We start from the raw sequence: 24792 nt of genomic DNA, 5'->3' as shown, positions 1-24792 counted from the left end.
CTTCTCGCTCGGTGTTCATCAGACCTTCTCTCGTGACGGCTCCGCGGTGTCCAGCCCATCGAGCAGCCGGTGCGTCAACCGCTCGAACTCGTCGCCCCAACCCGAGTTGTCGGTGCGGGCGAGTCCGCCCAGCTCGACGCTTACGGTACCTGCATCACCTGCTGCGATCCGAACCCAGACCCGGCGCCGACGCACGATCAGCGACACAACAAGGCCGGCCATCATGGTCAGCGCGGAGACCAGCACCCACACCTGCGCCGGATCGTGGGAGACCTGCACGTTGATGAACGGGACGGCTCCGTCGAAACGCACCTTCGTGCCGTCGTCCAGTCGCGTGTCCTGCCCGGCGCGCAGGTTCACCCGCGCCGCCTTGGTCAGCCGCTTCTGGTCGATGAGGCGCGGGTCGAGAGTGAACAGCGATTGCGGCCGCCCGGTGTCCAGCCCGGTGTCGCCGCGATAGATGTCGACGGCCACCGCCGGGTCGTTCAGCGAGGGAAAGCTCGACGACAGCAGGGTGCCGTGCAATTGCTCGGTCGGCGCGAACAGGCCCTGGATCGCGATCTGGTGCTTGCGGCGCTCGTCGGCGTCGGGATATGTGCCGCCGGGCGGGTCGAACCGCATCACGCCCGACGACAGCAGCGTGATCGGATCGTCGGGCCGCCACTGCAGGGTCTGGGTCCGGGTCTGCCCGTCGGGAAAGGTGACGGTGAACGTCGGCGCGTAGCCGTGGCCCTGCAGGTACACCCGGTCGCCGCCGATCCGCAGCGGCTCGTTGACCTTCAGGTGGTACGGCCGCCAGGTGTCCGTGTCGAGGTCGGCGCCCTCCTGGTAGTCGACGTTGGCGGCGAAGGACAGCGCCTGACCGGACGGCAGGTAGTGCGCGTCGAAGTCGTTGACACGCAGGCAGATCGGGTTCAGCGAGGTGCCGTCGACGGTGTTGCCCGCCCGAAACGAGTCGAATGCGGCTGGCGACGCCGAGCAGAAGCCGGGTCCGCCGTCGGCGATCACGATGACGTTGCCCTCGTAGCCGAACAGCTTGCCGACCGCCACCGAGATGAGCAGGCCGAGCAGGGCGAAGTGGAAGACGATGTTGCCGAACTCGCGCCCATACCCTTTTTCCGCCGAGATCTCGACGGCACCGGCCTCGTTGCGTGTGACGCGCCGCCATCCGCTCAGCCGCTCCGACACCGCGGCGGCGACCGCGTCGGGCTCGCCCGCCACCTCGGCGGTGTGATGCTTGGGCAACCGACCGAGGTTGCGCGGTGCGGCAACAGGTGTGGCGCGCAGGCTGCGGATGTGTTCGAGGAGGCGCGGGGTGAGGCAGCCGACGAGCGAGATGAACAGCAGCGCGTAGACGGCGGTGAACCAGAAGCTGGAGAACACCTCGAAGGCCTGCAGTCGGTCCAGCCACGGCCCGATCGTCGGGTGTTCGGCGATGTACTGCTCGACCTTGACCTCGTTGAGGCTTCGCTGCGGCAACAGCGCGCCGGGAATGGCGGCCAGCGCCAGCAGGAACAGCAGCACCAGCGCCGTGCCCATCGAGGTCAGCGTCCGCCACGTGTTGCGTATCAGCGCCAAAACCCGCCTCATATCGGCAATCTGACGTCGCTGACGAACGCGTCGCGCACCCACGACACGAAGTCGTTCCATATGCCGGTGACAAGCGCGGTGCCAACCAGGATCAGCAACACGCCGCCGAAGATCTGAATCTGTCGGGTGTGCCGCCGCAGCCAGCCCAGCCCCTGTACGGCCCGCGCCGAGCCAAAGGCCAACAGCACGAACGGAATTCCCAATCCCAGGCAGTAGCCGATGACCAGCAGCACACCGCGGGCCACGTTGGCGCCGTCGGTGGCGGACGCGACTGCGATCACTCCGGTCAGCGTTGGGCCAAGACACGGCGTCCAGCCCAGCGCGAACACCGCACCCAGCAGCGGCGCACCCCCGACCGTCGACAGCTGCAGCGGCGCGAACCGGGTATCCCGTTGCAGCAGCGGGATGAAGCCGACGAACACCAGGCCCATCAGGATGGTGACCACCCCGCCGATGCGTTGCAGCAGTATTTGATTGGTGATCAGCGTGCCCGCCATGCCGAGCACCGCGACGGTGCCCAGGACGAACACCGCGGTGAAGCCCGCCACGAACAGCAGGGCCGCACCGGCCACCCGGAGCCGCGCGGTCCTCGTCGAGATCGACGTTCCGGCGGCTTCCTCTCGCACTTCTTCGCCCAAATATGAGTTTGGGCGAGGCAGCGCTGGGTGTTCCTCGACGCCGACGACCGCGGCCAGATAAGACAGATAGCCGGGCACCAGCGGCACCACACACGGTGACGCGAATGACACCAGGCCGGCCAGGGCGGCGACGAACATCGCGAACACCACCGGCCCACCGGCCATCAACTCGCCGACCCGGTCGATACTCATGTCTGCGAGACCGGTTCGGCGGCCAGCCGCGCCACGACCGGCTGCAGGTCGCCGGCCAGCAGCTCCCGCAGGAACACCGCCGCCACCCGGTGCTCACGGTCCAACACGATCGTCGACGGGATGACGGTGGTCGGGTACCTGCCACCGAACGCGATCATCGTCCGCATCGACGGGTCGTAGATGGAGGGGAAGGTGATCTTGCGGTCGGTAATGAAATCGCGGGCGGCGTCCCGGTTGTTGTCACGCACATCGATGCCGACGAAGGCGACGCCGTCGGCGCTGGCGGCGTCGTAAACCTTCTGCAGCTGGCCGATCTCCGTGCGGCACGGTCCGCACCACTGCCCCCACACGTTGATCACGACGACCTTGCCCGCGAAGTCGTCTAGCGAGATGGTCTTGGCGGGGTCCATCAGGCTGGGTCCGGCCAATCTGCCTGGCCTGCCGCGGCTTTCGGGCGGGTCATAGAAGATGTCGGTCTTGCCGCCTGGTGCGACGAACTCGAAGGTGCCGCCCTGCGCGACGGCGTCGTCACCCGTGGAGCATCCGGCGAGCACGACCAGCGCCGCGCTTGCGATGACGATCCACCACTTCACTGCCCGGCCAGCTCCGAATAGCCCCAGCCGACGTAAGAGTCACCGTGGAAGTAGAAGGAGGTCAGCGAGGCGAGGTTGCACAGCCGACGAGTCGGGAAGTGGTGCAGCGGCTTTCCCGTCACGGCCCGTCGCAGCGTCTCCACCGGAAGTTGATGGCTGACACACACCGCTTCATGGCCGGCGGATTTGATCCTGGCGCGATGCAGGGCGGCCGTCATCCGCTGCGCGATCTCGCCGTATGGCTCACCCCACGACGGCGTGCGCGGATTACGCAGATGCCACCAGTTGCGGGGGTCGCGCAGCGCGCCGTCGCCGGGTGAGACCTTCTGGCCCTGAAAGATATTGGCCGATTCGATCAGATCATCGTCGGTGTCGATCGGCAGGCCGTGGCGCTCCGCGATCGGAGTGGCGGTCTCCTGCGCACGCTCCAACGGCGAGGCGACGACATAGACGATGTCGCGGCCCGCCAGCCAGTCGGCGACCCTCTTCGCCTGCGCCTGACCCCTTTTCGACAGGTGGTAGTCGGGCAGCCGGCCGTAGAGGATCTTGTCCGGGTTGTGTACCTCGCCGTGGCGCATCACGTGCACGACGGTCTTCTCGCTCGTGTTCTCGCTCATGCCGGCTTGGCCTCCGCTGCGGCGCGCGCGGCGCCGGGCAGGGCGGCGGCGATCCGGTCGAACGCCGCGTCGTCGAGCGCGGCCGAGACGAACCACGTCTCGAATGCGCTGCACGGCGGGTAGATTCCCGAGTCGAGCAGCGCATGGAAGAACGCCGGGTATCGCCACGTCTCGGTGGCCTTCGCCGAGGCGAAGTCGGTCACCGGGGCGTCGGTGAAGAACACGCTGAACATGTTGGCTGCCCGAGAAATCCCGTGGGCGACACCGGCGTCGGTCAAGGCCCGCGACATCATGTCGGTCAGCCGGTCGGCGTTGGCGTCCAGCTTCGCGTACACGTCGTCGTCGGCCGTGCGCAGCGTCGCGAGCCCTGCCGCCATCGCGACCGGGTTCCCCGAGAGCGTGCCCGCCTGGTACACGGGCCCGAGCGGGGCCAGCCGCTCCATCACCTCGGCGCGTCCGCCGAAGGCCGCGGCGGGCAGCCCTCCGCTCATCACCTTGCCGTAGGTGAACAGGTCGGCGTCGACGGGATCCACTCCGTACCAACCGGATCGGCTGACCCGGAAGCCAGTCATCACCTCGTCGAGGATCAGCAGCGCGCCGTGTGCGGCGGTGAGGCGGCGCAGCTGCGCGTTGTAGCCGGGCGAAGGCGGAACTGTGCCCATATTGCCCGGGCTGGCCTCGCTGATCACGCAGGCGATCTCGTCGCCGAACCGGGCGAACACGTCCTCGAGTGCCGGGACGTTGTTGTACGGCAGCACGATCGTGTCGGCGGCCGCGGCACCTGTGACGCCGGGCGAGGACGGCAGCCCGAGCGTCGCGACGCCGGAGCCCGCGTCGGCAAGCAGCGCATCGCTGTGGCCGTGATAGCAGCCGGAAAACTTGACGATCTTGGCGCGGCCGGTGAACCCGCGGGCCAGCCGGATCGCACTCATCGTCGCCTCGGTGCCCGAGTTGACCAGCCGCAGCCGTTCGACGGCGTCGACCCGTCCGATGATCTCTGCGGCCAGCTCGGTCTCGCTGGGCGTCGGGGCGCCGAAGGACAGCCCGCCCGCCGCGGCGCGCTGAACGGCTTCGACGACGGCGGGATGGGCGTGGCCGAGGATCATCGGGCCCCATGAGCACACCAGGTCCACGTATCGGTTGCCGTCGGCGTCGGTCAGCCAGTAGCCCTCGGCGGAGGTGATGAAGCGCGGGGTGCCGCCGACCGCGGTGAACGCCCGCACCGGCGAGTTCACGCCGCCGGGGATGAGGGCGCACGCGTCGGCGAAGAGTTTCGCGGAGACGTCTGTGCTGACCATGGCCACCAGTGTTCCAGCTGCCCGGAGCGCGTCAACTACAGGGTGTAGTGGTGGAGCCGGGCGTGCTGCGGTGTCGAGATCTGCACGAGGGTCGCGATCGCCCGCCGGATAACGGCCCTCACGCAGAAATCGGCGGGCGTCAGGCGCCGAACCGCAGTGTGATCACACCATCGGCGTCGAGATGCTCGCCCGCAGCCGGGTCCTGGGCCAGGATTCGATTGCGATCACCGGGGGCTGCCCGCAGGTCAGGGGCCCTGTTGAGCGCGCCATCCCAACCCAGAGCGCGCAGCTGTGGTTCGGCATCCGCCCAATACATCCCGACCAGGTTCGGGATGACCACGTCGCGTGGGCTTGCCGACGCTTGCGCCGAACACGCCACGCCGCCGACCATGATCACGGCGGCGATGAGGCCCCGGCCGAGCATCATCAGCCCGGCGCCAGCGCGAACGTGGGGTGGTCCTCGTCGGCGGGTAGCTGCTTCCAGTAGCCCTCGACGACCTTGCCTGCCAGCGGCCGGTACGCGGCGATGATCGGGCCCCGCTCGGCGACGGGGACCTCGGTGGCGACGTAGCTCGCGTCGTCGAGCTTCACCTTCGGGTCGGCCCGGACGTTCTTCACCCATTCCGCTTCGCCGCGCGTCGACACCAGGTACTTCACGCCGCCGACCTCGGGCACCACCACCGGAATGTGCTGCGGTTGCTTGCTGACGCGTTTGGTCACCGTCAGCGTCACGCTGTTGCCGAGCCCGGTCGCCATCGCGACCCTGTTGAAGATCTTGCGAACGAACCATGGAGGCTTGATATAGGCCATAGCCCCGAGTTTGATGGCCGTGTGCAGGTACCGCAATGGGTGGCCCGGTTCAACAAGCACGTGACCAACCCCGTCCAGCGGCTGTGGGCGGGCTGGCTGCCGGGGTTCGGCATCCTCGAGCACGTCGGCCGCAAATCCGGCAAGGCCTACCGAACGCCCCTCAACGTCTTCCCGACCGACGACGGCGTTGCGGTGCTGCTTACCTACGGACCCAATCGCGACTGGCTGAAGAACGTCACCGCCGCGGGCAACGCGGAGCTGCGGCACAAGGGCAAGACGATCAGGCTGACCGAGCCGCGGGTGATGCCCAAGGCTGAAGCGGCCGCACACGTGACCGGCTTCTGGCGGGTGATCTTCCCGCGACTGCCTTTTGACTCGGCCGTCCTGCTGACGCGGCGCTGAGTTCAGCGGCGCAGGAGGCTGAGGATCGCGTGTTTCGTCAGCGGCGCGAGTTCGATGTCGCCCGGATCGACCGGGTCCACCCAGGCGATCTCGTCGATCTCGGCGGCGGCGCGCGGCTGCCCCGCGAGGCTCACCAGGAACACGTCCGCCTCGACCGTGTGCCCCGGCTCATTGGCAGCGTGGGCGACGTGCCGCCCGAGCGCTCGAACGCTCGATGCCGTCACCCCGACGTCGAGTTCTTCGGCTATCTCGCGGTGCAGCGCCTCTGCGGCGGACTCACCAGCCATGATCTTGCCGCCCGGCTGCATGAACATCGCGGTCCCTCGCTTGCGAACGACGAGCATGCGGCCGCCCGCGTCGAGGATCACCGCGGCGGCTACCCGAATCACCGGCGGCGCGTTCACTTCCGCGTCGTCACCTCCGCGCGGATCGGACCCTTGGCGACCGTGGTGAACGGCACCTCGACGGGAAAGTCGTCGTCGACAGATTTGATCTCCATCGCCCGGATGATCGTGGCCAGCGCCAGGGTGGTCTCCAGCCGCGCGAAGTGTTCGCCGATGCACGACCGCGAGCCACCCGCGAATGGGATGAACTGCCAGCGGTCGCGGGCCTTGGCGACCTCTGGGCTGAATCGGTCGGGATCGAACTCGAGTGGGTTCGGCCAGGCGTCCGGATCCCGGTGCACCGCATAGATTCCCACCAGGACGAGGGTGCCCGCCTGAACCCGGTAGCCGTCCACGGCGAAGTCGCTCACCGCCATCCGGCCGACGCCAGCGGCGGGCGGGCAGAGCCGCAGCGCCTCGTGCAGCACCTGCACCGTGTAGCCGAGCCGGGATACATCGTCGGGCGTGATCTCGCGATCGCCGATCTCGCGCACCTCGGCGGCCACCCGGTCCTGCACATCGGGATGGTGTCCCAGCACCCACAATGCGTAGGTGAGGGCCGTCGCCGTCGTGTCGTGGCCCGCCAGCATGAAGATCAGCAGGTCGTTGATGATGTCGTCGTCGGCGATGGACCGCCCTGTTTCGGGATCGGTGGCCGCGAGCAAGGCGTGTACGAGCGGCGCATCCAGCGTCGGGTCCGCACGGCACGCCTGCAGCATGTCGGCGGTGACGCTGCGCAACGCCACCACCGCTGCACGCGCGCGGGCCCGTGCGGGCGTCGGCAACCACCGGGGGGCACGCACCGGACGCAGCGCACGGTCGGCGGTGTAGGCCGACGCGACGTGCATGTGCTCGGCGATCACATCTTCGCGATCGTTGAGGTCCAGGCCGAGAACCGATCGGCCCAACGACCGCATGGTCACCCGCCTGCAGTCGACGTCGAGGTCGACTTCGCCACTGTCCGGCCAGCTTTCGCACAACGCTTGCGCGGCCCGCGACATGTGGCCGCCGAAATTTCGGACGTTCGGCTTGGTGAAGACCGGCTGCAGCGCGCGCTTGCGGGGCAGCCACGGCTCGTTGCGCAGGACGAACAGGCTGTCGCCCCCGAGGTGCTGCACTTCTTCGTGCACGACGCACCGCTCGGCGGCGGCATCGTTTCGGCCCAACACGTCGCGGATCCCGCTTGGCGAGAACACGGCCACGACCGGCGGCGCCAACCACTTCGGGCCGAACTGGATGCGGGTGACGGTGCCGCCCGCGTCGCGCAGCACCTCCTGTCCGGCGTCCAGGTTGCGCACCGCCCGCAGCAGTTGCCGGATCGACAGCGGGTTCTTCGGGGCCAGCGGCAGCGCGCTGACGTCGGTCACGAGTGCCAGAGCAGAACCTCGCCTTCGCCCCGCGTCATCACGGTGCCGGGCATCACCCTCAGCCGATACGGGCTCAGCCGCAGCACGGCGAATGCGTCTGACGTCGGGCCGTCCTTCCACATCGGGATGATCGTCGGGTCGTAGCCCACCGGCGCCGGGCCGTTGGCGAATTTGTCCCACACCGCTTTTCGGGTCTCGTCGTCGGAATACCACTCCACAAGGCACTCGGCGCTGCAGGTGTCGTGGCTGGGCGCCCAGTAGCTCACCGACATCTCGGGGTGCACGGCCAGATGTGCCCGCTTCACGGGGCTGGGTACCGTCGCGATCCAGCCGAACAGGTCGGTGCCGTCCCACTCCCAGAACGGGTGCAGGATTCGGCTGCGCGGACGACAGTCCGCGTCGACGGTCGCCGCCGAAGCCCACACGATCGAGTGGGCCATTTCGATGAAGGCCGGTGCGATCCGGTCCAGCGGCGTCACATGACCACCCTATGCAACCCGCGAGCAGACGCAAAAGTACCCTCAACGCTGCCTTTTTGGGTACTTTTGCGTCTGCTCGCGCTTAGGCCGGGCGCGCTTAGGCCGGGACCGCGGGGACCGCCCGCAGGGCCGTTGGCAGGCTGGGCAGGAAGTGCCGGGTCGCGAACGCGCGGATGTCGTCGGCGGTGTCAAGCGGACCGGCGCCGGGAAGCAGCAGCGCCATCGCCGCGTAGCGCAGGATCGTGTCGGCCAGGTCGTCGACCGCCTGCTCGCCGATGCGGTCGGCGAACCCGTCGGGGAAGATCTCGCGCAACGCGTCGGCCATCCGCTCGATCCCCGCGCCATAGTGTCTGCTGGCCAGCTCGAGCACCAGCGCGGGTTCGTCGCTCATCATCCGGTTCAGCACCCGGTGCCTACGGAACCGCAGGATCGACAGCGTGAACGCCTCGACATAGTAATTCGACTGCGGCCCAGCGTGTTTCAGCTCGGCGGCGATGTCGGCGAACAGCGACACGTTCTCCCGCTCGACGACGGCGGCGATCAGCTCGTCCTTGTTGGCGAACCGCCGGTAGATGGTCGTGCGGCTGACTCCTGCGCGCCGGGCCACGTCTTCCAGCGCGACCCGACGCAGGCCATGCCGCTCGAACTCGACGACAGCGGCGTCGAGGATGGCTTCTGTGCTCGGATCAGGAGCGGGCATACCCGGTTTGAGCGAATTTGTTGTAGCGCAGCCGCATCGGCAGATGATCCCACACCCAGTTGACCGGACGCGACCGCCACAGCGCCGCGAAGCGTTGGTACCGGCGCTCCTGGCGCTCGGTCCACGGCAACCCCAGCAGCTCACGGGTGCGCGGCGGCATGCCGCCCGTGGTCAGGAACGCCGCGGCAGGGTTGAACACCGCGGAGACCACCCGCCACAGCGCCGGTGGCACGCCCTTCGGGCACGGATAACCCTTGGTGACGTAGCCGACGCCGTATTTCGCGGTCGGATGGGCGACGACGATCTCATCGATCATCTTGTTCCAATACCGCTCGAACCCGGCGTAGTCGGCGGGCATCGCCTGTTCGCTGACGCCGTAGCGGCGATACCAGGTCTTGGACTCGAGATAGATCTGCTCCTTCTCCTCGCGGCTGAGCCGCTTGACGAAGGTGTCGGCGAAATACAGCACCTGCTCGACGAACGTGGCATGCGCCCAGAAGTACGTCTCCGGGTTCAGCGCGTGATAGCGCTCCCCCTTCCCGTTCTGGCTGGGCATCGTGCCCTTGATCTCGGTGTGGAAGTCGCGAACCCGCAGGCCCGGGTTGTCGTCGTCGCTGCCGTACACCGTCATGAAGATCGGTGGCAGCGACCGCTTCACCCGCGCCGCGGTGTCGGCGAAGAACACCGAATGGTCCAACACGCCCTGCCCGAGCTCGGCGAGCATGTTCTGCAGCACCGCGGGCCGGGGGCCGATCAGGTACATCCGGTTGTCGCCGAAATAGCGCCAGACCAAAGACTGCGGTCCCAAGGGCAGCGCGTCGAGCTGCTGTCCGGTCTCTGCCAACTCCGTCATGTGCAACAGTGTTACAAATTTCGAACTTTGTACCAAGTCGCTGTGACCGGCTTCACGCATACGATTGCTCGATGTCGGTGACGACCCGTGCGCTTGACCTGTCGACGCGCTACTTCTGGCGCGTCGTCGGTCGTCAGATCGATATCACCGGCGACGATCGCTGGCTCGCGTCCCCGTCCAACGCCGCCGATGCGCGAGGCGACGACTGGCTCGACGTGCTCGAGTCCACGGGCCGCGTCCGCAAGCCGCAACCCCACGACGGGCTGCTTGCCGCGTTCTCGGCGCTCGACGGGCCGCAGTTCGAGTCGACGAAGGTCGACGACCGGGTGCGCGACTTCTACGAGCAGACGGCGGCCTGGCAGATGGAGGTGTGGTCGCAGTGGAACACGCTCTTCGCGCCGGGCGGTGAATTGATCGCGCGGCTGTGGGGTCGACGGGTCGGACAGCTCGCGCTGCCGGTGCAGCCGCTGTCGGTCAGCCGGGGAATGGCGAGCACCGTGCGGATCGTCGATGACGAAGGCGGCGACCGAATGGGCGCAGCATGGGTGCGCGACCTGAAGTCCGACGGATCAAAGGTCTACAGCGGCTTCTACCGCGTCGGCAGGCTGCCGGACAACGAGCAGCCGCATGTCCATGTCTCGTTCCCGCTCGAAAGCGGCAGCATCCAAGTCTTCCTGACACCGCGCAACGACAGCGACGGATCGTTTTGGTTACATTCCCGCTCAGCGTCTTTCGGCGCCGACGGCGCATACTCGGTGGTTCGGTTCGGCGACAACTGGTACGCCGCACAACCACCGCTGCGGGAGACCTTCCACGTCTTCACCGACTCCGACGGTGTGCTCAGAACGGACCACTGGTTGCGACTGGGCCCGTGGCGGGCGTTACAGCTGCACTACCGGCTCGACCGACGGCGATGAGACGCGTCACGCCGACGACGGTCAGAACGCCCGCGACAGTCGCCAGCAGCAGCATCAGCACCAACATCGGCGGGCTGTAGGCCACCGACGTCGTCTGCGGCTCGCCTTCCAGGATCGGGGCGACCGTGACCACCGTCTGCGCACCGAACCAGCACCACACCGCGGCGGCCCCCGCGACGATGGCCGCCACCAGCTCGATGATCACGCGCTTCATGCCTTGGGCTCCGGGGGGATTCGCTCGTCGATCAGATGGACCAGCTGCGATCGCAGCTGCCGGTGCTTGCGTGCCCACGCCTGCGCGGTGCGATCGTTGGTCAGCTTGATGCCGATGCCGGTCCGGCCCTTCGGCACGCCGGTGAGCTCGCCGAGCGCGCGGGCAGACATCCACTTGTGTTCCTCGTTGCCCTCCGGCTCCGGGTAGATCCGCACGATGTCGTCGATGGGCACGCGCTCGGCGCCCTCGCGCAGCGTCGTCGGCGTCAGCTCCACCGATGTGTGGATCCGGGCCGCCTTGACCTGCAACGCGACGAAGCCCGTCACCAGCACGAAGAAGACCGTCGGCACCAGCCACTGAAAGCCCAGCCCGGCCGACATCTGGATCAGCAGCATCGCAATGCCCGACGCGGGCCCGCTCGCCACCCACCACCAGGTGGCACCCGGCTCGTAGAACAAGACGTCGGCCTGCCCGCTGGTCTGCGTCATGGGTTGTCCTCCGACGCAAACCACTCCTGCGCCGTCGGCCTCATCGCCAGAATCGCGCCTGCCAACGTGAGGATCATCGGCAGTACCCACAGGATGCCGCCACCACCGACCAGGATGAACATCGCCAGCAGCACCACGAGCGCCAGCGCAAGAGCCACCGCTGCACGGCGGTAGCGGCTGTCCCCGGCCCTTGTGCGGCCCGCGAGGAAACCCAGCGCCAAACCGGCGACCACGAACAGCGTGGCCGCACCACGCAGGAAGACCGGCAGGTTCGCCTTGTTCAGCGCCAGAAGCAACCCGAGTGCCGCAAGCGCGACGGCGGCCGCCAGCCAACACCAGAACGCGGCGTCGACGATGCGCGGGCGCTGCAATGGAGCTGACATCCGGGCAAGCCTAACGTTCGACTAACGGACGAAGAAGGCGTGGGCGTCCTTGCGGTGCAGCAGGAACACCCCCCCGGCGATCAGGACAGCGCCGAAGATGACGCTGATCGCGTAGAGCACCGCACCGGCGGTCGGCCGGTCCACGGAGAACAAGCGGCTGCCCGAATACACCACGGAAGCGACCCCGCCGCCGGTGAGCACCGTGCGGGCCCACCGGTAGCCCTGCCGCATCAGGAACAGGAACGTGACGACGACCGCGGCGATCACGAACACGAACATCCCGGAGAGGACAAAAACGACGACGGGCGGGTGCGGCTCTCGCGTGCTCACCATGTCCACCAGGTAGCCCACCACCATCAACGGCACCGCCACCAGCCACAGCCAGAAACCGGTGTCGACGTCCGCGGGGCGTGCCTCCTCGTCGGTGCGACCTGTCTCTTCGGTCACGCGGTCGCTCACGCCAGCCAGCCGGCCACGTCGGCCGCCCAGTACGTCAGCACGATGTCGGCACCCGCGCGCCGGATGCTGGTCAGTGATTCGAGTGCGGCGGCCCGGCCGTCGATCCAGCCGTTGGCGGCCGCGGCGCTGATCATCGAGTACTCGCCGGAAATCTGGTAGGCAGCCACCGGTACCGGTGAGATGTCGGCCGCCGCGGCCACCACGTCGAGGTAACCCATCGCGGGCTTGACCATCACGATGTCGGCGCCCTCCGCGATGTCCAGTTCGATCTCGTGCACGGCCTCGCGGGCGTTGGCCGGATCCTGTTGATACGTGCGGCGGTCCCCGCTCAGGCTGGAGGACACCGCCTCACGGAACGGCCCGTAGAACGCCGACGCGAATTTGGCGGCGTACGCCAGGATCACCACATCGGTGTGCCCCGCCGCATCAAGTCCTTCGCGAATCGCGGCGACCTGCCCGTCCATCATTCCGCTGGGGCCGACGACGTGTGCGCCAGAATCCGCCTGCGCCACAGCCAGTTCCACGTAACGGGCATTCGTCGCGTCGTTGTCTACACGACCCGACGCGTCAAGCACCCCGCAGTGGCCGTGGTCGGTGAACTCGTCGAGGCAGGTGTCGGCCATCAGCACCGTCTCATCGCCGAGATCCTTGGCGAGGTCGCGCAGCGCGACGTTGAGGATGCCGTCCTCGGCCACTCCGGCAGACCCGCTGGCGTCCTTGTCCTCGGCACGGGGCACTCCGAACAGCATCAGCCCGCCGACGCCCGCATTGACCGCGGCTGCCGCCGCCTTGCGCAGCGAGTCCCTGCTGTGCTGCACCACGCCCGGCATGGACTCGATCGGCTTCGGCTCGTCGATGCCGTCGGCGACGAACATCGGCAGCACCAAATGCCTTGGCTCCAAAGAGGTCTGCGCAACCAACCGACGAAGCGCCGGTGTCGACCGGAGTCGACGCGGACGGTGACTCGGATAGGGCATGTAAAGCCGTCCCTCCGTGACTGGCGCGCAGCTTTAGCGGCGGCGACTCTTCTTGCGCGGCGGCGGTAGCGCACCCTCGGCCCGCAGCCGGGCGGCGTGCTCGGCCAGCGCCTCCACCAACGGACCAACCGCCGCGACCTCCGGCTGCACATCGACGCGAAGACCGAATTCCGCTGCCGTTTCGGCAGTCTTGGGACCGATGCACGCGACGATCGTGCGCGCGTGCGGCTTGCCCGCGATGCCGACGAGATTGCGCACCGTCGAACTCGACGTGAAGCACACGGCGTCGAAGCCGCCCGTCTTGATCATCTCGCGGGTGTGCGCAGGCGGCGGTGCGGCACGCACCGTGCGGTAGGCCGTGACGTCCTCGATCTCCCAGCCGCGGTCGCGCAGACCCTCGGCCAGCGTCTCGGTGGCGATGTCGGCACGCGGCAGCAGCACGCGGTTCACCGGGTCGAAAATCTCGTCGTAGGGCGGGAATTCGTCGAGCAGCCCGAGCGAGGACTGCTCACCCGATGGCACCAGCTCCGGCTCGATACCGAATGCCCGCACCCGGTCGGCGGTGGACTGGCCAACGCAGGCGATCTTCACACCGGAGAACGCGCGGGCGTCGAGGCCGAACTCGTTGAACTTCTCCCACACCGCCCGCACCGCGTTGGTCGAGGTGAACACGACCCACTGGTAGCGGCCGTCGACCAAACCCTTGACGGCGCGCTCCATCTGCGCCGGGCTGCGCGGCGGCTCGACGGCGATGGTCGGCACCTCGATCGGCGATGCGCCGTGCGAAACCAGCTTTTCGCTCATCTCGCCTGCCTGGTCCTTGGTCCGCGGCACCAGCACGGTCCAGCCGTAAAGTGCGCGGCTCTCCCACCAGTTCAGCTTCGCGCGGTTGGCCACCGTCTTGCCGATCGTCACGATCAGCGGGCCGGTCAGCGGACCCCCGGGCTCGTTGGCGCCGATCGCCGCCTTGTCGTTGAGACCGCCGAGCGTGCTCTCCACCGAGCGCTGCTGGCACGTGGTGCCCTGCGCGGTGACTACACACGGCGTGGTGTCGGCCAATCCGTACTCGATCAGGGTGCTCGCCGCGTCGGCCAGATGCGACGCGGTGGCCTGCAGGATCAGCGGTCCCGGCGCCGCGGCCAACGCCGCCCAGTCCACGTCGCCGCGGACGTCAGCCTCGGTGTGCGACGACCCAAGCGGAAGACCCGCATAGGTCGGCACGGCCGTCGTGGCGGGCAGCCCCGGCACGATCTCGAACTGCAGGTGCGAGCGCGTCAGCGTGTTCACCTCGGTGATCACCGAGTCCACCGAAAGGGGGTCGCCCGCAACGAGCCGAACCACGTCGACTCCGGTGCGTGACTCCGCGGCAAGGGTCTTGGCCACCTCATCCGGGTCGCCGAGCGCGGGCCGGATATCGGGGCCCCCGGGGATCGACGTGGTGGTCGTGGTCTCGCCGTCGCCGTCGGTGTCGGCCGCGACCGGCTCTGGCCCCGACGGCGGCGGCAGCTCGGACCCACACAGGGCCAGCACCGCTTCGGGCACGTCGGGGTCGGTGAAGATCAGCGCAGCGTTGGCGAGCACCGTGCGCGCCCGCATGGTCAGCAGGCCCGGATCGCCGGGCCCGGAGCCGACGAACGTGATGCGGCCGGGCCTCTGCTTACGCCCTCGGGTCGTCATCTGTCTCTCTCCCAGCGTCTGCCAACAGATCGCGTGCTCCCAGTTCGAACAACTCCGCGGCCACCGAGAGGCCAAGCTCTCGTGCCCGCTCGGGAGTCCCGATGCCGGACGCACGGATCACATCGGATCCGTCCAGCGCCGCCACGCAGCCGCGCAGCGACACCTCTTCGAAGACGCGACCGTCCTCATCGATGGACTCGACCACTTCCGCGATCGCACCCACCGGTGCGGAGCAACCCGCCTCCAGTTCGGCGAGCAGGACCCGTTCAGCGGTGACTGCGACACGCGTGTCGGCGTCATCCAACTCCGCCAGCAGCGCGACGAGCCCGGTGTCACCTGCGCGGCACTCGACCGCAAGCGCACCTTGAGCCGGCGCTGGCAACATCTGCACCGGCTCGAGAGTCTCGGTGACATCGTCCAAACGCCCGATGCGGGCCAGTCCCGCTCGGGCGACGACGACGCCGTCGAGATCACCGTTGCTTACCCTGTTCAACCTGGTGTCAAGGTTGCCTCGTAGGGGGCGGATTTCCAAACCGAGACCCAATGCTCTAAGCTGCGCGGTCCGTCGCGGGCTCGAGGTGCCGATCACCGAACCCGACGGCAATTCCCCGAGAACGAGTCCGTCGCGGGCCACGAGCGCGTCCCTGGCGTCCTCGCGCGGCGGTATCGCGGCGATCGTGAACCGGGCATCCTCGGCGGTCGGCAAATCCTTGTAGGAGTGCACGGCGACATCGACCCGGCCGTCGTGGATGGCCTCCCGCAGCGCTGCGGTGAAGACGCCGACGCCGATCGAGGCGATCGGATCGTCTGCTCGGTCGTCACCTTCTGTGGCGATGATGACCAGTTCGGCGTTGTGTCCCTTGGCCAGCAGGGCGTCTTTGATCAGACTCGCTTGGGTCTTCGCCAACAGGCTGCCCCGGGTGCCTATCCGGATGAGATCTGCCAAGTGTTACTCAGGCTGTTCGAGATCGGTTGTCACGAAGGGCATTTCGGGACCGGCGACGGCTTCGACGGCCTGCGGGTCCAACTCGAACAGCTCGCGAAGGGCCTCGGCATAGCTGTCGCCGCCAGGCGAGCTGGCCAGCTGCTTGACCCGCACCGTCGGCGCGTGCAGCAGCTTGTCGACAACGCGGCGCACGGTGCGTGCGACCTCGTCGCGATGCGCCGCATCGAGGCTGGGCAACCGGTTGTCCAGCCGCAGCAGCTCCGCTTCGACCACGTCGGCGGCGCGCTGACGCAGCGCGGTAACCGTCGGAGTGACCTCGGCCATCCGTTGTCCGGCCAGGTAATTGGCCACTTCTGCGGCGACGATCGTGCGGGCCGCTTCGGTGTCCGCTGAGGCGGCGCGGGCCGACGGCTCGCGCTGAATCCGGTCCATATCCACGACGTAGACACCGGGAAGGCCCGAGACCGCGGGGTCGACGTTGCGCGGCATCCCGAGGTCGCAGATCACCAATTGCTTGGGCTCCAGCCCGTGCGCGAGACCGCGGTGCACGTCGGCGAGCGAGACGACGGGCCGCACGGCGCCGGTGCAGCTCACCACGACTTCGGCGTCGGTCAGCACCGGCGTCAGATGGTCGAACGGGAACGCGTCGGCGGACACGCCCATCTCGCGAACCTTCTCGGCGAGCTTCTTGGCGCGGGGCAGCGACCTGTTCACGATGTGGACCCGCTCGACACCGGCCCGCACAAGATGCTTGGCCGAAAGGGCGCCCATCGCGCCTGCACCGATGACGACCGCGCTGCGTCCGGCCAGCCCGTTCAGCTTGCTGTCGGCCATGCCGAGCGCGACGGACACCACCGATGCGCCCGCAGCGTCGATGCCGGTCTCGTTGTGCACCCGCTTGCCCACCGACAGCGCCCGCTGGGCCAGCTCGTGCAGGGTGCGGCCGACGGTGTGGTTGGCTTCGGCGGCGGCATAGGCGCGGCGCACCTGCCCAAGCACCTGCTGTTCGCCGATCACCGCCGAATCCAGGCCGCTGGCAACGGCGAACAGATGCTCGACGGCCGCCTCTGCGTAGCGGACGTAGGCGTACTTGGTGAGATCCCCAAGGCCCATGCCGGAATGTTCGGCCAGCACCTGGCCGATTACCGAGAGGCCTCCGTGGAACGCGTCGACCACGGCATAGACCTCGACGCGGTTGCAGGTGGACAGCACCATGGCCTCGGTGACGAGTGAGGACTGCAGCACCTGGTCGACGATCTTGGCCTGATCGGACTCGTCGGTGCTCAACTGCTCAAGCACGGACACCGGCGCGCTGCGGTGCGAAACGCCGAAAAGCAATACGCTCATGGCCTCATCACCACGTTGACCAGGTTAGTCGTACATCAGCTGGGCTACCAAATTTGCTCACGCCGTCGCGAGATCGGCCCGCAACCTGGGCTCGTCGAGCTCCCAGTAGCTGTGCTCGCGGCCGTCGAGCAGCACCACAGGCAGCCGGTCGCCGTACTCGACACGCATCCCGGAGTCGCCCGCAGCGGCGGCTGCATCGACGTCTGTGCTGGTGAAATCGAACTCCAGCTCGGCCGCCAGCTCGACGAGCCGTGCCGCGGTCCGCTCGCACAGCGAGCACCCCTGCCTGGTCAGCAACACCACCTGCGCACGGCTCACGTCCACCAGTATCTGCACCGCGGGGTGACCTAGGGTTGATGGGTGCCGATTTTCGATGGTGACGAAGCCGCCGTGCAGGCGTTGGCAGGTGATGCCAGCGCGGAGACCGCCGTCGCACACCTCGCAGAAGACGAGGAGGAAGGCCTGGCGGCGCCGCCACCGGATCTGACCGCGGCCGCCTTCTTCGACGTCGACAACACCCTCGTGCAGGGGTCGTCGCTGGTGCATTTCGCCCGCGGCCTGGCCGCGCGCAAGTACTTCACCTACGGCGATCTGCTGCGATTCGGCTATGCGCAGGCCAAGTTTCAGCTCACCGGCCGGGAGAACAGCGACGACGTGGCGGAGGGCAGGCGCAAGGCGCTGGCGTTCATCGAGGGAAGGTCCACCGCGGAGCTGGGTGCCGTCGGCGAAGAGATCTTCGACGAGATCATCGCGGACAAGATCTGGCCAGGCACCCGTGCGCTGGCGCAGATGCATCTGGATGCCGGCCAGCAAGTGTGGCTGGTCACCGCGACGCCGTACGAACTGGCGGCAACAATCGCCAACCGGCTCGGGCTGACCGGCGCGCTCGGCACCGTCGCCGAGTCGATCGACGGGGTATTCACCGGCCGCCTGGTCGGCGACATCCTGCACGGCAGCGGCAAGGCCCATGCGGTGCGGTCGCTGGCCATCCGCGAGGGACTGAACCTGCGCCGATGCACGGCGTATTCCGACAGCTTCAACGACGTTCCGATGCTCTCGCTGGTCGGGACGGCGGTGGCCATCAACCCGGACGCCGACCTGCGTGACCTTGCCCGCGAGCGCGGCTGGGAGATCCGCGACTTCCGGACCGCGCGCAAGGCCGCCAGGATCGGGGTGCCCTCGGCGCTGGCGCTCGGAGCGGCGGGCGGCGCGCTGGCCGCCATCGCGTCGCGACGCGGCGACAAATAATTTCGGCTGCGCGCTGATAGGCTCGCGCCCGCCATGGCCATCGCTGAAGACATCATCGGAACCCACTACCGCTATCCCGACTACTTCCAGGTCGACCGGGAGAAAATCCGCGAGTTCGCGGCCGCGGTCAAGGACGACCATCCCGCGCACTACAGCGAGGAGGCCGCCAAGGAAGTCGGCTACGACAGCGTGGTGGCGTCACTGACCTTCCTGGCCGTGGCCGGCCGCAAGGTGCAGCTGGAGATCTTCGACAAGTTCGCCATCCCGATCAATATGGAGCGGGTTTTGCACCGCGACCAGAAGATCACCTTCCACCGGCCGATCGTCGCAGGCGACAAGCTGTTCTTCGATTCCTATCTCGACAACGTCATCGAGGCGCACGGCACGGTGGTCACCGAGATCCGCGGCGAGGCCAGCGACGCCAACGGCGAGCCGGTGATCACAAGCATCGTCACCGTCATCGGAGAGGCCGCCCATGACGACGAGGCCGACGAGGTGAGCGCGGCGATCAAGGAGCGGCGGGACGCCGCGATCGCGAAAATGATTGCCGGGCAAAGCTCGAAGAGCTGACCGCGGGCCTTGCCCGTAAGCTCTCTTATCGCTAGCCGAGGAACATATTCCTACGGTTGGCCAGCAATTGATAAAGCGTCTGCTGGATGGTTTCGCGGACCTGGTCGGTCAATTCGAAGGTGACCATCGGATCGTCGGCTGCCGAGTCGTCGTAGTCAGACGTGTCGATCGCGTCGCCGAACTGGATATGCCACTTCGACGGCAATGGCATCAGCCCCGCGGGTCCGGCGAGCGGGAACAGCGGCGTGATCGGGAAGTAGGGCAGCCCGAACAGCCGGGCCAGCAGCTTCACGTCGGCGATCATCGGGTAGATCTCCTCGGACCCGACGATCGAGCAGGGCACGATCGGCGCCTTGGCGCGCAGCGCCGCCGACACGAAGCCGCCGCGACCGAATCGCTGCAGCTTGTACCGGTCCTTAAAGTGCTTGCCCAGACCCTTGTAGCCCTCCGGGAACACCGCGGTCAGCTCGCCTGCGGCGAGCAACCGGTGCGCATCGGAGGTGCAGGCCATGGTGTGGCCCGCCTTGCGCGCCGCCTGCCCCATCACCGGCATGTTGAACACCATGTCGGCGGCGAGCAGGCGCAGGTCCCGGTGTGCGGGGTGCTTGTCGTGTACGGCGACCGACGCCATCAGCCCGTCGAACGGCAATACGCCCGCGTGGTTGGCGACGATCAACGCGGCGCCCGTCTGCGGCAGGTTCTCGATACCGCTGACTTCAACGCGGAACCACGAGTTGAAAAAGACTCGCAGCAAAGGCAAGAACACCGAATCATTGAGGTGCTGATCGAACCCGAATTCGTCGACGACGTAATCGCCCATCATTCGTTTGCGAACGAATTCAGCAACCCCGGCGATCCGCCTTGCAAGTTCGTTTGGCGACTCGTCGGCCTGCGGTACCCCCGCCGCAGCCGAACGGCGGTCGTCGATCTCGCGAACGACGGCGGCAATCTGTTCGGCCGACGCGCGGCCGACCGGATCGCTCAACAGGGAGGGATGTCGGCGCGCCGCTTCGCCACGAGCGGCGGCCCGCCGCTGCGCGGCCTGCCTACCCGTATTCGAATGCAGCGGAATCACTTTCGCTTTTGATTCGCCCGCCACGTCGTTACCTTCTCCCCACCCGATTTCGAGCCTGTGTTCAACGTCCCCAACGTTGCGCCGCCGATACGGCGCGACTCTCCATTGAGCGTACCCATCGCGGATCAATGATCGGAGTCATTCCACGACCACGTACGTAATCGTCAAAAGCTTCCGCCGTGGACCACCTCGGGCTATAGCCTAATTCATTGCGCATGCGCGTGGTGTCCATGACTCGGCCGTAGCTCATGTAGTCCAACTGCTCGCGATCCAACTCAGTGTAGCGAGTTGCGCGCACCAGCGAATCCACCGCGGCCAGCGCAAACCGCGGCAGCGGCATGGGGACGCGGCCCGCGCGCCGAATCGCCTGAGACATCATGATGATTCCCGAGGCACCCACGTTGAACGTGCCCGCTTTGCCTGCCATGGTCGCGCGCTCCAACGCGCCGAGTGCGTCCTGCTCGTGCAGCAGCTGCAGCCGGGCGTCGCGGCCGGCGATGGTCGGCACCACAGGACCCGCCAGATACCGCGACAGCGCCGTGTCCATCGCAGGGCCGATCATGTTGGCCAGCCGCAGTATCGTCAGCGTGATGTCGGGTCTGCGTCGCGCAAGGCCGCGGGCATAGCCCTCGATGTCGCTGCTGTCGCGGGCGAAGCCCTCGCCGGGGGGTCGCCTGCTGCTGGAGTCCTCGGTGAAGAGCACGGGATCGTGTGCGCTCGACCCGTACACCTCGGACGTCGACTTGAGGACGACCCTGCGCACCGACGGCGCCTTCTGGCATGCCGCGAAGAGCTGGATGGCGCCCATCACGTTGAGTTCCTTCAACGCCGCCTTGCCGCCGGAGCGTGGCGCGTAGGACGCCGCCGCGGCGTGCACCACGGTATCGACGTCGCCGTTGCGGATGACCTTCGCGATGAACGGGTTGCGGATGTCGGCGCGGACGAACTCCGCGCGGCCCATCCGGCGCAGCAGATCCTTGCTCGGCGCGATCGCGTCGACGGCGATGACGTGGTCGATCGACTGGTTCTGCGCGAGCCGAGCCGTCAGGTATCCACCCAGAAAACGACAGGCACCAGTGACCAGCACGACCTTGGGGTGGTGCGGGGTCTCATCGTTCTGCCCCGGGTTACGGCCCCCGGAGCGGTCTTGAGGATCCATCCAGGTCAGCCTATCGACGCAGCGCCGAAACTACTTGCCGAGTTTTCTGCGCTGCACCCGGGTGCGACGAAGCAGCTTGCGATGCTTCTTCTTCGACATGCGCTTACGCCGCTTCTTGATGACTGAACCCATGAACTCCGCTACCTAGATGTTTTAGACGTGCTTACGCGCCACTTGGCTCGACCCGCACACTTTACCGGGCAGGTGTTGCGGAGCGAAAACCGCAGACGGCTGGCGGGCGCCGAGCGCTCATCCTCGTACGGTTTTGCGGTCCGAGACCGTACAACGGTGAGCGCTCGCGGTGAAGCGCGGATGCGGCTCGCCCCGCTTGATCGTCACCCGGCGTCGAAATACGACGTCTCCAGCAGGTCGTGGACCGCCTTGGCGTGCACACGAAACGAGCGGCCGACCCGCACCGCGGGCAGCTCACCGTTGTGCACCAGGCGGTAGACGGTCATCTTGCTGACCCGCATGAGGCTCGCCACTTCCGCCACCGTGAGAAATTGAGCACGCGGCGGCTGGTCGGGAACCGCGTCATTTCGTGCATGCTTCCCGCTCGCCGAATCCCGCCCCGATGGCCCGTTCATAGACGTCATCGCAACCCAATCCTTCAGGCACGGGCTGTTCCAGCGGCTTCCCCACCGCTGGGTACGACCCCGCGCTTACACGAGGAGAATAGCGGGGTTATTGGGGTTATTGCGACGGGTGTGGGCTAATCGATTGAAATTCGTTGAATTACCTGGATGTGATTCCGAGCTGGGAAGATCGGGCTTTTGCGGCCTCAACGGCGTCGGCCATGGCCGCCCGGACGCCGCCCCTTTCGAGTTCTCGCAGACCAGCGGCGGTTGTGCCGCCCGGAGACGTGACCGTGGCGCGCAGCGCAGCCGCCGTGGTATCCATTCCGGTGCCCGTCGCCGAGTCACTGGCCGATTGTGCGGTATCGAGACGTTCGAGCAACATCGCGGCCGATCCCGCCATGGTTTGGGCGACCAGATCGGTGGCCACCGGCCGCGTCAGGCCCGCCGCGACGCCCGCGTCCACCAACGCCTCGACGACGAGGAAGAAGTACGCCGGGCCCGATCCCGACAGCGCCGTCACGGCGTCCATCTGTGATTCGGCTACGGTCAGCACGCCGCCGACCGCGTCGAAAATCCCCGACGCCTCCTTGAGTTGTTCGGCAGTCGCGAACCGGCCCGGGGCCAGGGCGCTCACACCGCCGCCAACGACGACCGGCGCGTTGGGCATCACCCTGATCACGGGCGCCCCGGCAGGCAGCTTCGACTCGTAGAACTCGGTGGTGACACCGGCCGCCACCGTGACGAAAACCTGCTCGGCGCTGTCGCTCTCGGCGTGCGCGGCGGCGTCGGCGATCTCGTCGATGACCAACGTCACATCGCTGGGCTTGACGGCGACGATGACGAACGAGGCGTTCTCCGCCGCATCGGCCACCGAGGTGACCAACACCGAGTACGTCTCCGATAAGTACTTCGCGCGCTCTGCGCTCTTCTCGGCGACCACCAGGTCCTTACGCTGCCTGCCCGCCCGGATGAGCCCGGCCAGCAGCGCTTCGCCGATACTTCCGCCGCCGATAATCGCGATTCTTGCCACGGTCAAAGCATTGCAGACGCCGCCAGCGATTACTGCGGGGGCGGCACCATGGCGAGCTGTCGGCTCTGTACGACGATGTGGCCCTCGCAGTCGACGACGATGTGATCCTCGTCGAACCAATCCTGGCCGATCTGCACCGTCGTGCACATGATGCGCAGCCAGCCGTCGGCGGGCAGCGTGCGCAGATAGGCCGTCAGCTGCACTGTGGGCGCCCAGCCGAATCGGTTGACGCCGAACGTGACCGGAGCCGACACGTCGCCGCACAGCAGCGCGAACAGGGGGTCGGGCGCCACGCCCTTCGGCCGAACCCAGTACTCGATCACGGGCGGCCCGCCGTCGGTTCGGGGCTCCAACGTGGTGAGCGATGGCCGGATGTCGCAGCCGTGGGCCAGGTTCACGACAGCGGCCATCGGGTGCCCCGGGCCGATCGACTCCAGTCCGGGCGGCGGCTCCGGCGGCATCAGCGGCACCACCGGGTTAACCGAAAGCAGCGGCGGGACATGATGTTCCGGCTCGCCCATCGTCACCGAGGCGCGTACCGCCACCCTCTGTTCTTCGCGCGAGCGCCCGTCGGTGGTCTGGACTGCTTGACTCAGCTCGACATCGATCAGGCTGACCCGCCTGCCGCGTTTGCGCACGGTCGTCGAGACCCGCATCGGGCCGGGATCCGGCGCCCACAGATAGTTCCCGGCGATCGCAACGGGCCACACGCTCTCGTCGCCATGTTCGAGCCGCGCCGCGTGCGCACACAGCGCCAGCATCGCGCCGCCGTGCACCTTCGGGCCCGAACCCCTCGGGCCGATCGTCCAGTGCTCGTTCAGCTCACCGTCGTAAACGCCGTCGCCCGCAGGCGTGAGCGCCATCGCGTCGGTGAACAAAGTGGATCCAGACACGGGTGTCCTTTCACAGATTCAGGTGCCCCGCACGTCGGCCGCGTGGTCAACGCAGCAGATGCTTGCGGGCAAACTGCAGCGATTCGTTGAGAAGGGCTTCGCGCTCGGCGGCCGTCCTGGCACCGGATGTGGTGACTTCCAGGATTACGTGGCCCGCGAAGTCGCTGCCCGCCAGCATTTCGCAGACCTCGACGGTCGGCTGGGTGCCCTGGCCCGGCACCAGGTGCTCATCGGTCGAGGCTCCGCTGCCGTCGCACAAATGCAGATGCACAAGCCCATCCGGACCGCCGATGCCCATCCGCTGCGCCATGTCGACCGCATCGGTGCCTGCCGTCGCGGTATGCGACAGATCGAGCGTGTAGTGCGCGTGGCCGCCGTCGAGCGGATCGTAGGACGGTGCGAAGGCCGAGATGCCGGGGCCCGGCCTGCCGCCCCGCTTGCGCATCCGGTCGATCGACGTCTGCCCCGCGCCGAAGAATCGGTCGGCGCGGAACGGGAACATGTTCTCCACCGCGACCATCACGTCGCTGCCCGCCTCGAGCTCGGCGACCTGGTCGGAGAAGCCCTCGGCGTAGCGGCGCTGCCAACGAAACGGCGGATGCACCACAACCGTTTGGGCGCCCAGCTCTTCGGCGGCCCGCACACTGCGTTCCAGCTTCGGAATCGGGTTGGCGCCCCACACCCGCTGCGAGATCAGCAGGCACGGCGCGTGCACCGACAGCACCGGCATCGAGTAGCGCTTCGAGAGTTGCTCGACGGCTTCGATGTCCTGGCTGACCGTTTCGGCCCAGACCATCAGCTCCACACCGTCGTAGCCCAGCTTGGCCGCATACTCGAACGCTGCCTCGGTCCTCAACGGATAGACCGAGGCCGTCGAAAGACCGACCTTGATGGCGGGGCGCACGGTGC

General features: G+C 67.6%; 32 protein-coding genes. 4 read left to right on the top strand and 28 right to left on the bottom strand.

Features of this window, described 5'->3' with window-relative positions:
• Window positions 1-18 precede the first annotated feature (18 nt).
• The 7 genes from resB to D6M19_RS29935 form a co-directional block, all read right to left on the bottom strand.
• Window positions 19-1590, bottom strand: coding sequence for a cytochrome c biogenesis protein ResB (gene resB / locus D6M19_RS29965; protein ID WP_164478763.1), 1572 nt, complete (start codon window positions 1588-1590; stop codon window positions 19-21).
• Window positions 1587-2420, bottom strand: a complete 834-nt coding sequence (locus D6M19_RS29960) for a cytochrome c biogenesis CcdA family protein (protein WP_123028920.1) — start codon at window positions 2418-2420, stop codon at window positions 1587-1589. The genes resB and D6M19_RS29960 overlap by 4 nt, the downstream gene beginning before the upstream one ends.
• Entirely contained in the window at window positions 2417-3013 is a 597-nt protein-coding gene (locus tag D6M19_RS29955; RefSeq protein WP_123028919.1) for a TlpA disulfide reductase family protein, read from the bottom strand. Before D6M19_RS29955 ends, D6M19_RS29960 begins: the two co-directional genes overlap by 4 nt.
• Window positions 3010-3630 (bottom strand): histidine phosphatase family protein, encoded by a 621-nt coding sequence (locus D6M19_RS29950; protein WP_123028918.1) that lies wholly within the window; start codon window positions 3628-3630, stop codon window positions 3010-3012. The genes D6M19_RS29955 and D6M19_RS29950 overlap by 4 nt, the downstream gene beginning before the upstream one ends.
• Window positions 3627-4928 (bottom strand): glutamate-1-semialdehyde 2,1-aminomutase, encoded by a 1302-nt coding sequence (hemL, locus tag D6M19_RS29945; protein ID WP_123028917.1) that lies wholly within the window; start codon window positions 4926-4928, stop codon window positions 3627-3629. The genes D6M19_RS29950 and hemL overlap by 4 nt, the downstream gene beginning before the upstream one ends.
• Before the next feature lie 139 nt (window positions 4929-5067).
• Window positions 5068-5355 (bottom strand): PASTA domain-containing protein, encoded by a 288-nt coding sequence (locus tag D6M19_RS29940; RefSeq protein ID WP_123028916.1) that lies wholly within the window; start codon window positions 5353-5355, stop codon window positions 5068-5070.
• Complete coding sequence (locus D6M19_RS29935; RefSeq protein WP_123028915.1) at window positions 5355-5738, bottom strand: nitroreductase/quinone reductase family protein; 384 nt, start codon at window positions 5736-5738, stop codon at window positions 5355-5357. The genes D6M19_RS29940 and D6M19_RS29935 overlap by 1 nt, the downstream gene beginning before the upstream one ends.
• Before the next feature lie 21 nt (window positions 5739-5759).
• On the opposite strand from D6M19_RS29935, the gene D6M19_RS29930 reads away from it, so the two are divergent.
• Window positions 5760-6140 (top strand): nitroreductase family deazaflavin-dependent oxidoreductase, encoded by a 381-nt coding sequence (locus tag D6M19_RS29930; protein WP_123028914.1) that lies wholly within the window; start codon window positions 5760-5762, stop codon window positions 6138-6140.
• 2 nt (window positions 6141-6142) lie between these two features.
• Here the strand turns inward: D6M19_RS29930 and D6M19_RS29925 are convergent, their stop codons facing one another.
• The 5 genes from D6M19_RS29925 to D6M19_RS29905 all read right to left on the bottom strand — a co-directional run bounded on the left by D6M19_RS29925 (window position 6143) and on the right by D6M19_RS29905 (window position 9922).
• Window positions 6143-6544, bottom strand: coding sequence for an NUDIX hydrolase (locus D6M19_RS29925; RefSeq protein ID WP_268812346.1), 402 nt, complete (start codon window positions 6542-6544; stop codon window positions 6143-6145).
• A complete protein-coding gene (locus D6M19_RS29920; protein WP_407665421.1) occupies window positions 6541-7890 on the bottom strand; it encodes a cytochrome P450 in 1350 nt (449 codons plus the stop codon). Before D6M19_RS29920 ends, D6M19_RS29925 begins: the two co-directional genes overlap by 4 nt.
• Window positions 7887-8369: a pyridoxamine 5'-phosphate oxidase family protein gene (locus D6M19_RS29915; protein ID WP_123028913.1), complete on the bottom strand. Its 483-nt coding sequence runs from the start codon at window positions 8367-8369 to the stop codon at window positions 7887-7889. The genes D6M19_RS29920 and D6M19_RS29915 overlap by 4 nt, the downstream gene beginning before the upstream one ends.
• A 97-nt stretch (window positions 8370-8466) precedes the next feature.
• Complete coding sequence (locus D6M19_RS29910) at window positions 8467-9069, bottom strand: TetR/AcrR family transcriptional regulator (protein WP_123028912.1); 603 nt, start codon at window positions 9067-9069, stop codon at window positions 8467-8469.
• Entirely contained in the window at window positions 9056-9922 is an 867-nt protein-coding gene (locus D6M19_RS29905) for an oxygenase MpaB family protein (protein ID WP_123028911.1), read from the bottom strand. Before D6M19_RS29905 ends, D6M19_RS29910 begins: the two co-directional genes overlap by 14 nt.
• 71 nt (window positions 9923-9993) lie before the next feature.
• Between D6M19_RS29905 and D6M19_RS29900 the strand changes: the two genes are divergently transcribed.
• Window positions 9994-10839, top strand: coding sequence for a hypothetical protein (locus D6M19_RS29900; RefSeq protein ID WP_123028910.1), 846 nt, complete (start codon window positions 9994-9996; stop codon window positions 10837-10839).
• Here the strand turns inward: D6M19_RS29900 and D6M19_RS29895 are convergent.
• Genes D6M19_RS29895 through D6M19_RS29855 form a run of 9 tightly spaced genes read right to left on the bottom strand, consistent with a single transcriptional unit; the run spans window position 10763 to window position 17648 of the window.
• The gene (locus tag D6M19_RS29895) at window positions 10763-11053 is read right to left on the bottom strand and encodes a hypothetical protein (protein ID WP_123028909.1); all 291 of its coding nucleotides are present in this window, start codon (window positions 11051-11053) and stop codon (window positions 10763-10765) included. The two genes, D6M19_RS29900 and D6M19_RS29895, sit on opposite strands and share 77 nt — an antisense overlap.
• Entirely contained in the window at window positions 11050-11541 is a 492-nt protein-coding gene (locus D6M19_RS29890; protein ID WP_123028908.1) for a transport-regulating membrane protein Mce1N, read from the bottom strand. The genes D6M19_RS29895 and D6M19_RS29890 overlap by 4 nt, the downstream gene beginning before the upstream one ends.
• Window positions 11538-11924, bottom strand: a complete 387-nt coding sequence (locus tag D6M19_RS29885) for a hypothetical protein (RefSeq protein WP_123028907.1) — start codon at window positions 11922-11924, stop codon at window positions 11538-11540. The genes D6M19_RS29890 and D6M19_RS29885 overlap by 4 nt, the downstream gene beginning before the upstream one ends.
• A 21-nt stretch (window positions 11925-11945) precedes the next feature.
• Window positions 11946-12383, bottom strand: coding sequence for a hypothetical protein (locus D6M19_RS29880; protein WP_234835114.1), 438 nt, complete (start codon window positions 12381-12383; stop codon window positions 11946-11948).
• Window positions 12380-13360 carry a porphobilinogen synthase gene (gene hemB / locus D6M19_RS29875; protein WP_123028905.1) on the bottom strand — a complete coding sequence of 327 codons (981 nt, stop codon included), beginning with the start codon at window positions 13358-13360 and terminating at the stop codon, window positions 12380-12382. The genes D6M19_RS29880 and hemB overlap by 4 nt, the downstream gene beginning before the upstream one ends.
• Before the next feature lie 33 nt (window positions 13361-13393).
• The gene (locus D6M19_RS29870) at window positions 13394-15037 is read right to left on the bottom strand and encodes a bifunctional uroporphyrinogen-III C-methyltransferase/uroporphyrinogen-III synthase (RefSeq protein ID WP_123028904.1); all 1644 of its coding nucleotides are present in this window, start codon (window positions 15035-15037) and stop codon (window positions 13394-13396) included.
• Window positions 15018-15983, bottom strand: a complete 966-nt coding sequence (gene hemC / locus D6M19_RS29865) for a hydroxymethylbilane synthase (RefSeq protein ID WP_123028903.1) — start codon at window positions 15981-15983, stop codon at window positions 15018-15020. The genes D6M19_RS29870 and hemC overlap by 20 nt, the downstream gene beginning before the upstream one ends.
• Window positions 15984-15986: 3 nt before the next feature.
• Entirely contained in the window at window positions 15987-17330 is a 1344-nt protein-coding gene (locus D6M19_RS29860) for a glutamyl-tRNA reductase (RefSeq protein ID WP_123028902.1), read from the bottom strand.
• A 57-nt stretch (window positions 17331-17387) separates the two neighbouring features.
• Window positions 17388-17648: a glutaredoxin family protein gene (locus tag D6M19_RS29855; protein WP_407665420.1), complete on the bottom strand. Its 261-nt coding sequence runs from the start codon at window positions 17646-17648 to the stop codon at window positions 17388-17390.
• Between the two features lie 42 nt (window positions 17649-17690).
• On the opposite strand from D6M19_RS29855, the gene D6M19_RS29850 reads away from it, so the two are divergent.
• Together D6M19_RS29850 and D6M19_RS29845 are read left to right on the top strand one after the other, a co-directional pair.
• Complete coding sequence (locus D6M19_RS29850; RefSeq protein ID WP_123028901.1) at window positions 17691-18578, top strand: HAD family hydrolase; 888 nt, start codon at window positions 17691-17693, stop codon at window positions 18576-18578.
• A 33-nt stretch (window positions 18579-18611) separates the two neighbouring features.
• A complete protein-coding gene (locus D6M19_RS29845) occupies window positions 18612-19148 on the top strand; it encodes an FAS1-like dehydratase domain-containing protein (RefSeq protein ID WP_123028900.1) in 537 nt (178 codons plus the stop codon).
• 31 nt (window positions 19149-19179) lie between these two features.
• Here the strand turns inward: D6M19_RS29845 and D6M19_RS29840 are convergent, their stop codons facing one another.
• From D6M19_RS29840 to D6M19_RS29810, 7 genes are all read right to left on the bottom strand, one after another.
• Window positions 19180-20247 carry a lysophospholipid acyltransferase family protein gene (locus D6M19_RS29840; RefSeq protein WP_123028899.1) on the bottom strand — a complete coding sequence of 356 codons (1068 nt, stop codon included), beginning with the start codon at window positions 20245-20247 and terminating at the stop codon, window positions 19180-19182.
• Window positions 20248-20284: 37 nt separating this feature from the next.
• The gene (locus tag D6M19_RS29835) at window positions 20285-21382 is read right to left on the bottom strand and encodes an SDR family oxidoreductase (RefSeq protein ID WP_123028898.1); all 1098 of its coding nucleotides are present in this window, start codon (window positions 21380-21382) and stop codon (window positions 20285-20287) included.
• Between the two features lie 30 nt (window positions 21383-21412).
• Window positions 21413-21514, bottom strand: coding sequence for a 30S ribosomal protein bS22 (locus D6M19_RS29830; RefSeq protein WP_003402602.1), 102 nt, complete (start codon window positions 21512-21514; stop codon window positions 21413-21415).
• A gap of 203 nt (window positions 21515-21717) precedes the next feature.
• Window positions 21718-21978, bottom strand: coding sequence for a helix-turn-helix domain-containing protein (locus D6M19_RS29825; RefSeq protein WP_123028897.1), 261 nt, complete (start codon window positions 21976-21978; stop codon window positions 21718-21720).
• A 139-nt stretch (window positions 21979-22117) separates the two neighbouring features.
• Window positions 22118-22990, bottom strand: a complete 873-nt coding sequence (gene proC / locus D6M19_RS29820; protein ID WP_123028896.1) for a pyrroline-5-carboxylate reductase — start codon at window positions 22988-22990, stop codon at window positions 22118-22120.
• Between the two features lie 29 nt (window positions 22991-23019).
• Window positions 23020-23883, bottom strand: coding sequence for a thioesterase family protein (locus D6M19_RS29815; RefSeq protein WP_123028895.1), 864 nt, complete (start codon window positions 23881-23883; stop codon window positions 23020-23022).
• A gap of 46 nt (window positions 23884-23929) precedes the next feature.
• Entirely contained in the window at window positions 23930-24787 is an 858-nt protein-coding gene (locus D6M19_RS29810; RefSeq protein ID WP_123028894.1) for a sugar phosphate isomerase/epimerase family protein, read from the bottom strand.
• Window positions 24788-24792 lie beyond the last annotated feature (5 nt).

The sequence above is a fragment of the Mycolicibacterium stellerae genome (genome assembly GCF_003719305.1).
Lineage (GTDB): Bacteria > Actinomycetota > Actinomycetes > Mycobacteriales > Mycobacteriaceae > Mycobacterium > Mycobacterium stellerae.
Note: the sequence above shows the minus strand (reverse complement) of the source record. Positions and strands in the feature narration are given on the sequence as shown.

Coding starts and splice junctions, on each gene's coding strand:
- D6M19_RS29960 (WP_123028920.1), bottom strand. CDS start 2,420: ATGAGTATCGACCGGGTCGGCGAGTTGATGGCCGGTGGGCCGGTGGTG.
- D6M19_RS29890 (WP_123028908.1), bottom strand. CDS start 11,541: ATGACGCAGACCAGCGGGCAGGCCGACGTCTTGTTCTACGAGCCGGGT.
- D6M19_RS29940 (WP_123028916.1), bottom strand. CDS start 5,355: ATGATGCTCGGCCGGGGCCTCATCGCCGCCGTGATCATGGTCGGCGGC.
- D6M19_RS29835 (WP_123028898.1), bottom strand. CDS start 21,382: ATGGATCCTCAAGACCGCTCCGGGGGCCGTAACCCGGGGCAGAACGAT.
- D6M19_RS29860 (WP_123028902.1), bottom strand. CDS start 17,330: ATGAGCGTATTGCTTTTCGGCGTTTCGCACCGCAGCGCGCCGGTGTCC.
- hemB (WP_123028905.1), bottom strand. CDS start 13,360: ATGCCCTATCCGAGTCACCGTCCGCGTCGACTCCGGTCGACACCGGCG.
- D6M19_RS29900 (WP_123028910.1), top strand. CDS start 9,994: ATGTCGGTGACGACCCGTGCGCTTGACCTGTCGACGCGCTACTTCTGG.
- D6M19_RS29870 (WP_123028904.1), bottom strand. CDS start 15,037: ATGACGACCCGAGGGCGTAAGCAGAGGCCCGGCCGCATCACGTTCGTC.
- resB (WP_164478763.1), bottom strand. CDS start 1,590: ATGAGGCGGGTTTTGGCGCTGATACGCAACACGTGGCGGACGCTGACC.
- D6M19_RS29885 (WP_123028907.1), bottom strand. CDS start 11,924: ATGTCAGCTCCATTGCAGCGCCCGCGCATCGTCGACGCCGCGTTCTGG.
- D6M19_RS29895 (WP_123028909.1), bottom strand. CDS start 11,053: ATGAAGCGCGTGATCATCGAGCTGGTGGCGGCCATCGTCGCGGGGGCC.
- D6M19_RS29830 (WP_003402602.1), bottom strand. CDS start 21,514: ATGGGTTCAGTCATCAAGAAGCGGCGTAAGCGCATGTCGAAGAAGAAG.
- D6M19_RS29905 (WP_123028911.1), bottom strand. CDS start 9,922: ATGACGGAGTTGGCAGAGACCGGACAGCAGCTCGACGCGCTGCCCTTG.
- D6M19_RS29950 (WP_123028918.1), bottom strand. CDS start 3,630: ATGAGCGAGAACACGAGCGAGAAGACCGTCGTGCACGTGATGCGCCAC.
- D6M19_RS29935 (WP_123028915.1), bottom strand. CDS start 5,738: ATGGCCTATATCAAGCCTCCATGGTTCGTTCGCAAGATCTTCAACAGG.
- D6M19_RS29845 (WP_123028900.1), top strand. CDS start 18,612: ATGGCCATCGCTGAAGACATCATCGGAACCCACTACCGCTATCCCGAC.
- D6M19_RS29825 (WP_123028897.1), bottom strand. CDS start 21,978: ATGACGTCTATGAACGGGCCATCGGGGCGGGATTCGGCGAGCGGGAAG.
- hemL (WP_123028917.1), bottom strand. CDS start 4,928: ATGGTCAGCACAGACGTCTCCGCGAAACTCTTCGCCGACGCGTGCGCC.
- D6M19_RS29910 (WP_123028912.1), bottom strand. CDS start 9,069: ATGCCCGCTCCTGATCCGAGCACAGAAGCCATCCTCGACGCCGCTGTC.